Genomic DNA, 9,578 nt, shown 5'->3' with positions numbered 1-9,578 from the left:
CGATTCAATATCTCTTCGAGAAGCGTTTCCCCATCGTTATCGGCCTTCAATCCGAGTGTGGTGGCCTTGATGTCGATCGAGAAGGCGGCGGTCTTCTCGAACCGGGCCTGCAACTTTTTAAGATCGCTTTGAATCCGCTGCATGACCACGCCGGTACCTTTGCCGGATCCACTGGAAATAAGTATCGCAAAGGTATTGGTATCCGCCCGGCCGACCATGTCACAGCGTCTGATCGTACCGGTAATGGTATCGCCGATGCCTCGCAAGACGTCATTCTTAATGCCGTCAACAGGCTTGCCGGCCGCATCGTTGAAGTTGACCCCAATCGTGGCCATGACCAGGGTTTCTTTTAGCCGATGGGCGCGGTTGGCTTCCTGTTTGAGTGATCTGATGAAACCTTTGCGGTTGTTCAGGCCGGTCAGGTCGTCGACCATGCTTTCGTTGGCCAGGCAGGTGGTCAGGCGTTCGACCCGGTCGCACAGAATGCCCATCATGTTGACGAAGAACTTCTGGGCCGTGGGCGGATAGAGCCACTGCAGCCGCCGGATCATCTTCCAGTTGATCGGCAGCAGTTCGCTGTCCCTGGTAGCCATGACGGTGGCCGAGCGGGGTGCCGCGCGCAGCAGCCCCATTTCACCCAGGATATCGCCGGTGCCGACCTTGGCGATGCACTTCTGGATGGCCTCGGGACTGCCCAGCGTGCAGGTGGGGTCGTAGTCGATGACATCGAAGCCGCCCGAGATGACCGCATACATGGATTCACTCCGGTCACCCTTGTAGAACAGGGATTGCCCCGCGCTGACCTTCTTGAGGGTGCCGGCCATGATGATCGAATGAACCTCCGCCCGCGACAGTCCCTCGAAGAGCGGGATGCCCAGGTCGGCTTCCCCACCCATCTTGATTCTCACCAGGTCCCAGAGGGTGACCAACTCGACGCGCTGGATCAGGATCGGCAGCAGAATCAGATCGCCGACGAGGGCCGAGAGCATGGTAATGACCATCATCGTGCCGAAAATGGCCGTGGGCTTGAAACCGGAAAAGGCCAGGATGAAAAAGCCCGCACTGATGGTCAGGGTCGTGAAGATGATGGGGCGGCCGATGTGGGCGATGGTCGCTTTCAGGGCCCGCTTGTCGTCGAGGTCTTTATGGAATTCACGGTTGAAGCGCACCAGGTAGTGGATCGTGTCGTCCACGGCCAGGCCGATGGCAATGCTGGCGATCAGGCTGGTTGCCATGGACAGTTCGATGCCGAACCACCCCATGAGCCCGAAATTGATCACGATGGGAAACAGGTTGGGGACGATGGCGATCAAGCCCACCTTGAACGAGAGAAACAGGGCGAACATGATGATGAAGATGACGGCCATGGTCATCAAAAAGCTCTTGATCTGCCCGGACACCAGGTGGTGGCTGCTGGCGGAGATGACGATGCCGAACCCGGTAACGTCCCAGGTCAGATCCCGGTCGAAGGCCTCACCGACGTGGCGCAGAATCATCTGGCGCAGGTCTAAAAAATCCCTGGAACTGGATATGTGGGTCAGCAGCAGAATATTGGCCTGTGACAACGACGGCCCCATGAAGGCGTTGAACAGGTCCATGCCCAGCATGGATTTGTAGGTGTTCATCAGCATCCGGACTTCCCAGGACTCGGTGGGCAATTTATAGTAGGCGGGCTCGAAGCGGTTGGAGGCGTAGTTGACGAGTTTCAGGTAATCGGCGAAGGAGATGGTTTTGTCGACGCCGGGCAGGGTGTCCAGAAATTGTTGAAGCCGTTCGATGCCGGCGATGTTTTGCGCATTTTCGAAAAAATCTTCCGACGGTGAGGTCATGACCACATTGACGGGAAAGCTGCCCGACAGGTCCTGGTAGATGTCATGGAAATTTCTGACGACCTGGGTATCGTCTTTGAAATACCCGATCGGATTGGTTTCCACGCGGAGACGCAGCAGTCCGAAACCGGCGAACAACGTCATCCCTCCGATCACCATCAGGGTGAGGCGTTGATGATTCAGATTCAGGTCAATGATCCACCCCATGAAGCGGTCCAGATACAGCGACCCTTCCTTCTTTTCTGATCGAGCACTCTCTTTCCACGGGAGCAAAGCGAGCACGCCGGGCAGGTAGGTCATGACCAGAATCAGAAAAGCGATCATCCCGATGCACGCGAAAAGGGCAAATTCCCGGATGGCGGAAATCCGGTTGACAAACAGGGACCCCAGGCCGAGCAGGGTGGTCAGGATGGCCAGAAGGGTCGGCAAGGTCGTCTTGGAGAAGGTGATTGCGGTCGCTTCGACAGGTGTATGCGACGACGTGGCGGCGGCGCGATATTCAGCCAGGATATGCAGGCAGTAGGCCGTTCCCACGGCGATTAAAAAGACCGGGACGATCATGGTGAGAATCGAAAGCGGAACCTGAAGGATGGAAATCAAACCGAATGTCCAGATCAGACAAAGGGTCACACAGGAAAGCGGGATGATTGCATGGCGCACGTTCCTGAAGAGCAGTAAAAGGACGATGGCAATGAGCAGAAAGGTGATCGGCGGCAGGCGCAGAAAATCATTGCGCGTGAACTGCGCCAGGGCCTGGGAAACCAGCGGCATACCGATCTGGTAAAGACGGATATCCTTGTCTGTTTCATCGATCAATTGCTGGATGGCGCCGATAACCGCGTCCTGGTCCGCATCCTTGTCGAGCACCAGGGTGATCGAGGTGGTGGTGTGGTCGTCGGCGATCAGGTTGTGTTTGAAGAGGTCGACCCCGGAGACGAAGGCCACGAATTTATCCATGGGCCAGTTGCCGGACAGGTCCACCGCGCTCTTGATACCGGCCAGTCCGATGACCCGCTGAACGCCGTTGATCGTTTTTCCGGCCTCTTCCAGACCGGCGATTTTTTGAAAGTTGAGTGGATCGAAAACATCCTTGCACTCGACCACGACGCGGATGATCTCTTCAGAACCGAAGATTGCCTTGAATGACTCGTAGTGCACGTTTTCGGGAAGATCCTCGATAATCAGGTCGTGGATCGACGTCTTGAATGACAGGCGGGGAATGAATGCGGCGAACAGGAGCGTCAATGCGGCAATGACGGCGAGGGCAAGCCTGCGATGTTCAAGGACTCGCTGGACATAGTCGACCGGGTTTAACGCGTTGAGGATCAAATGAAGAGGATTGTTGTTTATGCCGCGCTCCACCGTGAACGGACTCCCGATAAGATTGACTTTCGTTTATATTCTAAAAAATTTATTATCCAGTGTCGGAGCAGGTTAAAGTCCAAACCCTGCTAGTGCCAGGAGCCTTTATACTCATCAAGCCAGCCGGGGCCGAATTTCTTTTCATAGTAGCCCTTGACGCGATCGAACCACATGCCGAGCACCCCGGGTTTTTGGCGATCATCGTTCAAGACATCTTCCAGGAACACGTTCAGCTCGGCCAGCTTGTTTTTGGGCAGGTAGGCATCGGCGCCGCCGTCCATGGACTTGGCGAAGTTGTCGGGGCTGAGGGCATGGCTGGTGAGCATGACGGTGCGAATATTTTTGGCTTTTGCTGTTTTCAGCAGGTCATAGCCTTGAACCCCCATGATGTCGAGCACGGCCAAATCGTATGGTTTTGCATCGAGCAATTCCATCGCTGACCCATAATCCTGCGCGGTGTCGACATGGCATCCTTCCAGTACGTCCTGGATCGATTCCAGGATGTCGGGTTCATCGTCGACGGCCAGGATGGTTTTCCCTTTCAACGTGACTTTGTTTTTCATCGGTGTGCCCTCTCTTTCCCAGTTGAATAAAAAAATGGTTTCTCAAACCATCACCAAATTTGAATGGACCCTTAAACCGTCGCATTTCGGACGGGTTCGTAAAACGTCCGAGATCAAGGCTTGCGGGCCGCGAAAGCGAGTTTGAGCGGGCGAACAGAAAATCGATCTCTATCATTACGGCGAACATTCATGTTCCATCCCGAGGAGTTAAGTGTACTCATGGTACTCCGCAGTGACGAGGGCTGAAGCGCCACGCAGATATCGGACGTTTTGCGGACCCGTCAATTTTGGGAAACCTGACCGTGAAGATACTACCCCCCGAGCCCATGCAATCCATCTCATCCGTGATGTTTTCGCACAGGGACAGGCTGCCCGGGCAGGTGTCGGCATCACGCGGAATGAAACGACAGCGCTGACTGGAGAAATCGATTTTGAATCCAAGCCGTTCCGCATAGGTCTGCATTCGCAGAAGGTCGGTTCCCGTGCCGCCGGCGTTGAAGGCATAGGGTGTTTTGGATGAATAGTGCCGGGTCGGTTGGGTGTGAAAGAAGCCTTTGAATATGTTTTTTTTGTTTGCCGGTGTGATGCCGACGCCGTGATCTTTAAATTCTAAAAATATATCACCTTCCGCGTTCCCGGCGGTCAATTTTATCTTTCCCTCATCGGGGGTGTTTTCAATTGCATTTTTCAACAGGCCGTCACATATCTTTTCGAGGATCTTTCCATCCATTTTTATGTACAGCGCGTCTTCAATGGCCAATGAAACCCGGAGGCGTCGTTTTCGGATAATCTCGGCGGTCTGATGGTAAATGTTTTTTAAAAAGAGATCGACTCTGATCGTTTCGATTCTCTCCGGTTCAAAGGCCAGAATCGACTTGATGCGATCGATGACATGCGCCGCCAATTGCCCGCAATGAATGGTCGTGTCTTCACCGGTCTCTTCAACCAGGCAGATCAGATCCTCGAAAATCCGAGTGTATTGCTTTTCGCAATCCACCGTTTTTCTGCCGACGATGTCCTCCACCTTCTCCTGGATATTGTTGAGCCTGTCGATGCAGCGCCGGCCCCTTTCAACCGTCCGGGTCAGGTGCGTCAAGTCGTGATCATGGGCGGTATCGGCAAATCGCGTTAATACAGATGATAGAATCGACAAGGGTGTTCTCAGTTCGTGCGACAAGTGGTTGACCGCTTTCTGTCTGGCCCGGTCGGTTTCCCGCAACTCTTCATAAAGAAATGAGTTCTCGAGAGCGACGGTCACGTAGCTGGCCATGTAGGTTAAGATGTCGGCATCTTCGGCTGTGAAATCACCCCCCTTCTTGTTGAGCACCTGCATGGTTCCGATGCAGTTTCTGCGATGACTGACCAAGGGAACGCAGAGAATGTTGGCCGTGCGAAACCCGGTCGCTTTGTCGACTTCCCTGTAGAAACGTGCGTCGGCGTAGGCATTGTTCACAATCTGAGGCGTTCGGTTGCAAAAGACCCATCCGGCGATGCCCTGGTCGGTGGAAAATCGAATTTGATCGGATTCCATGTCTGCGGCGACGAATGAGCAAAGGTTTTTTTGGTCTTCGTCGACTAAAAAAATCGAGCATCGTTCCACATCCAGAATCTTGCCGGTTTGATCGGATATGGCATCGAACAGTGCGTCAACATTCAATTCAGCGGTGATGATTTGTCCGGCCCGGATCAGGCGGGAGTATTTTTCAACCTGCGCCTGGATATGTTTGTCCCCAAGCCTGCGAATGGCCACTCGTTTTTGTTTATTGCGGGTAGACGCACTCATTTCCAATACCAATTGGCTCAAGAGGTTGGATGGCATAAATTAGTAATGGATTCGGAAGGATGAAACTATACTAATCCGGATTAATGATATGTGTCAAGAAGGAATAAGACTTTGACGGAACCCGGAAATGGGTGGCAAATGCAAAGGTCGGTGGGAGCGTGGAGTCTCTACCGTCTATGGACCAGGTTGGCTTGGTGTATCCCTTGTTTACTTGTATGTTACGTCCATCAAAAACAGGCCTTGAGGCGGCGCGGTGGCGCCGGCACGCGAGCGGTCTTTCGACTGCAGAATAGCGCGAACGTCCTGTTTGTCGAGCCTTCCCAGACCCACTTCCACCAGCGTGCCCACGATGTTTCTCACCATGAAGCGCAGGAACCCGTTGGCCTGAATGTCATAGGTCAACTTGCCGTCGCCGGTGATCGCCAAAGTAGAATCGGTCACGGTGCGGATCGAGTGTTGCCTGGGGCTGCCCGCGCCTTCGAAGGCCTTGAAATCATGGGTGCCCAGCAGTGTTCCGGCGGCCTGGATCATCGCCGCCGTGTCCAACGGTTTGCGGATGTGCCAGACGAACTGGCGGCCGATGGCCGGCGCGATGCGCCGGTTGAGGATATGGTAGCGGTAGTGCTTGGACCTCACATCAAAGCGGGCGTGGAAGCTGTCAGGCATCGGGTCGCATGCACGCACGACCACATCATCAGGCAGCAGGCTGTTCAGGCCGTTCAAAAAAGCCCGGGCATCCAGACGGGAGCGGGTGGTAAACCCGGCGGACTGACCGATGGCGTGGACGCCGGCGTCGGTGCGGCCGGAACCGATGAGGGTTACCCTTTCCCGGGTCATGACCGCCAGGGCGTTTTCGATGGTTTCCTGAACCGTGCGGTCTTTCGTCTGCCGCTGCCAGCCGTGGAAGGCCGATCCGTCGTATTCGAGGATCAGTTTGAATGTCTGTTGTTGTGCTTCTTCCAAGATGCCTCTCCTTTAACTTCGTGTCTATTCAAGAGCGAGGATTTTTGTTCGAGATCAAGGCATGCTAAAAATTTTACCGCTGGCGCCCGAAGGAAAAGCCCCTGGGGTGCATAGGGTAGATAGTCCGAGGATAAAATTTTGCGTATAACGCCAATATCGAGCAAAAAGACCGTTTTTGGATGGGCACGCGCTAAAACGTCAATAGCACAACACCCATGGAGAAGAAAGACAACAGCGTGGACAGGACAATGGCCGCAGATGCAAATTCAATGTCGCTGTTGAGTTGGGAAGAGAGCACGATGATGGCCGGCGATGTGGGCAGGCTGAAAAAAAGCATGCCCACCTGATAGGATAAAGGCGATGCATCGAAGGTTTTGAGAAAGAACCAGCCGACGACCGGCAGGACCGCCAATTTGACGGTGGACCCCAATAATGCGTGTCCCAGGTGAGTTTTGAGGTTCTTCAGGGTCAAGGTGCCGCCGATGGAGAGCAGGGCCAAGGGCAGGGTCACCATGGCGGCCAGGCGAAAGGTGTTGTCCAGGAAAACAGGGAATCCGCCGACGAACCGGGAGTAGGCCATCCCGGTGAGGCAGCCGATGATCAGCGGGTTGGAAACCAGGGCGCGCAGGGTGATGCGCAGCCGCTCACGGGTGTCGATGGCCTGGCCGGAGTACCAGATCAGGGTGGATACGGCCAGCATGTTGACGATGGGAATGATGAACCCGATGAGGAGGCCGAACCGAGATACGCCCGTCTCACCCAAAGCATTCAACACGACTGCCATCCCTACGTAGGTGTTAAAGCGGTAGCAGCTTTGTGAATAAGAACCGGCTGCGAATGTCGACACCTTGAACCATTTCAGGCAGGCCGCGCTGACGAGATAGACGATGGCCACGGCGCATATGGCGGCAGCGATCAGGTCGGTGGCGCTGTTGTCCACCGGAGGTGCCGAACCGATTTTCCAGAAGAGCATGGCCGGGAAAAAGATGAAGTAGACCAACCGGTCTGAGGACCTGAGAAAAGGCTCACTGGTCAGTTCAAGGTGTTTGAGCAGGGCGCCCAGGCCGATCAGCGCAAACACCGGGAACAGGTTGTTGATGATCATCATGACAGCTATACCCTGTCACAGCGCAGACCGGCCAACGTCTGCTCCATGGCGTCGTCCATGAGGTGGAGGAATCTGGCCAGCGGGAATTCGGCGCTGCAGCCCGTGCAGCGGAAGATGACCTCCCGTCACGTTCGTGTCAGCGTCAGGAGGGTGTGGCAATGCTCACAGATGGGCTTTTGGGACATGAGGTGCTCCGAGGTTCAGACATAATGGTTGACAGTTAACACCGAGCAATCGGCAAGCCCGGTACGCGCAACCCGCGAAAATTCATCGTGGCCTCCGACGAGCTGTTGAGGGCCCATTCTCGCCCACGATGAATTTCGCTGACCGCGGCAGCCCATTGATAACAAATGACCTGCCATCCTTGCAAACGTGGGTTATGTTAGGAGTCATTGATAACAACCCAACACAGAGCCAAAACCAAGGAGGCAGGTCATGACAGATAATAGCACATTTATTGGTATGGACGTCCATAAAAATTCCATCGATATCGCTATCGCTCAAACCGGCCGCAAAGGCCAGGTGCGGCACTACGGCAAAATAGATGGCACCCTTTCGGCGCTCGACAAGGTGGTCCGAAAATTGGTCAGCAAAGGTAACCGGCTGCAATTTGTGTATGAAGCCGGCCCCTGTGGATACCAGATCTACCGTCACCTCACCGCTCAAGGGTTCGATTGCTCTGTGGTGGCACCATCCAGGATCCCTAAACCAAGTGGCAAACAGATCAAAAATGACCGCCGGGATGCCCTGATGCTTGCCCGTTTGCATCGCGCCGGTGAACTGACCGCTGTTTACGTTCCCCTGGCTGAGGACGAGGCCATCAGAGATCTGACCCGAGCCCGGGAGGATGCCAAGGGTGATGAGAAAAAAAGCAAACAACGCCTGCTGGCCTTTTTGCTTCGCAGCGGCATCCGATATACGGGCCGGGCGTCGTGGAGCCAGGCCCATATGCGCTGGCTGTCCGACATCAAGATGCCTCACCGGTCACAGCAGATTGTCCTGCAGGAGTATATCGGCACCCTGAACCAATGCAAAGATCGGGTGAAGCGGTTAACCGATCAGATCCAACAACTGTTGCCCGAATGGCAACGGTTCCCGGTGGTTCAAGCGCTTCAGAGCATGCGCGGTGTTTCGATGATCGTGGCGGCCACGACGGTTGCCGAAGTCGGCGACCTGAAACGGTTTCAAAACCCTGCCGAGCTGATGAGCTACTTAGGCCTGGTGCCGTCGGAACATTCCAGCGGCCAAAAGACCAGACGCGGCTCGATTACCAAGACCGGCAACGGCCATGTGCGCCGTGTGTTGGTCGAGGCTGCCTGGGCCTACCGGCTACCGGCCCGGGTCAGCCGGGTATTACTCAAACGGCAAGAAGGCTTGCCACAATCCATTTGCGAGATTGCATGGAAAGCCCAACTCCGGCTGTGTTCGCGCTATCGGCATCTGTGGGCCAAAGGAAAAATAAAACCGGTTGTCGTAACGGCCATAGCAAGAGAACTGTGCGCATTCATGTGGGCGATCGCCAATGAAACCAAAGTCCCGGCGGAGGTATAACAAAGAGCGATTAAAACTGACGCATCGGCAAACGGAGACATTTAAAACGGAAAAAGAACAACCGTTCCAAGGCAGCCACAGGGGCGCAACCACGGTCAGGAGAACCCTCGAGAACCCTATTGGATACGCCGTATGGCCAAATTCCCGAGTTCAGACCGAGGCAGCTCCGTGAAGAAGCTAAGTCATGCGGTAACCAACCCGCGAATATCAGAGTGATCGACCGTCGCCAAAACCGGTTCCGCCCCTTTGGATGCCTTGGAATATAACCACGGCAAGGACCGCTGAAAAACAGTTGGCAGGAAGTTCTTTTTTCTCTTGACAACTGTCAACCATATCAGGGTTCATTATCAGCCGCCTCGCAATGGCGGTAAAGCTATCGATCCGGGTAGCGAATGAGGGCAGGCAGGGAAAGTTGGCTT

Annotated in this window: 8 protein-coding genes; 1 reads left to right on the top strand and 7 read right to left on the bottom strand. The window is 54.8% G+C overall.

Translation table 11 applies throughout. The features are described 5' to 3' along the window. The 6 genes from ABYV26_RS13850 to ABYV26_RS13825 form a co-directional block, all read right to left on the bottom strand. A partial coding sequence (locus tag ABYV26_RS13850; RefSeq protein ID WP_372681940.1) for an MMPL family transporter occupies positions 1-3,191 on the bottom strand: 3,191 nt, incomplete at its 3' end. A gap of 89 nt (positions 3,192-3,280) precedes the next feature. Further along, the gene (locus tag ABYV26_RS13845) at positions 3,281-3,754 is read right to left on the bottom strand and encodes a response regulator (protein ID WP_372681938.1); all 474 of its coding nucleotides are present in this window, start codon (positions 3,752-3,754) and stop codon (positions 3,281-3,283) included. Between the two features lie 217 nt (positions 3,755-3,971). Next, positions 3,972-5,537, bottom strand: coding sequence for a GAF domain-containing protein (locus tag ABYV26_RS13840; protein WP_372681936.1), 1,566 nt, complete (start codon positions 5,535-5,537; stop codon positions 3,972-3,974). A 207-nt stretch (positions 5,538-5,744) separates the two neighbouring features. Next, positions 5,745-6,500 (bottom strand): tRNA pseudouridine(38-40) synthase TruA, encoded by a 756-nt coding sequence (gene truA / locus ABYV26_RS13835; protein ID WP_372681934.1) that lies wholly within the window; start codon positions 6,498-6,500, stop codon positions 5,745-5,747. 190 nt (positions 6,501-6,690) lie between these two features. Next, a complete protein-coding gene (locus tag ABYV26_RS13830) occupies positions 6,691-7,608 on the bottom strand; it encodes an AEC family transporter (protein ID WP_372681932.1) in 918 nt (305 codons plus the stop codon). 5 nt (positions 7,609-7,613) lie between these two features. Next, a complete protein-coding gene (locus ABYV26_RS13825) occupies positions 7,614-7,724 on the bottom strand; it encodes a dual CXXC motif small (seleno)protein (protein ID WP_372681942.1) in 111 nt (36 codons plus the stop codon). A 319-nt stretch (positions 7,725-8,043) separates the two neighbouring features. Between ABYV26_RS13825 and ABYV26_RS13820 the strand changes: the two genes are divergently transcribed. Beyond that, positions 8,044-9,159, top strand: a complete 1,116-nt coding sequence (locus tag ABYV26_RS13820) for an IS110 family transposase (RefSeq protein WP_372681930.1) — start codon at positions 8,044-8,046, stop codon at positions 9,157-9,159. A 207-nt stretch (positions 9,160-9,366) separates the two neighbouring features. On the opposite strand, the gene ABYV26_RS13815 is transcribed toward ABYV26_RS13820, so the two are convergent. Then, positions 9,367-9,578 (bottom strand): hypothetical protein (locus tag ABYV26_RS13815; RefSeq protein WP_372681928.1); only part of this gene is annotated, 212 nt, incomplete at its 5' end.

It is taken from the genome of Desulfosarcina sp. (assembly GCF_041551955.1).
Classification (GTDB): domain Bacteria; phylum Desulfobacterota; class Desulfobacteria; order Desulfobacterales; family Desulfosarcinaceae; genus Desulfosarcina.
Note: the sequence above shows the minus strand (reverse complement) of the source record. Positions and strands in the feature narration are given on the sequence as shown.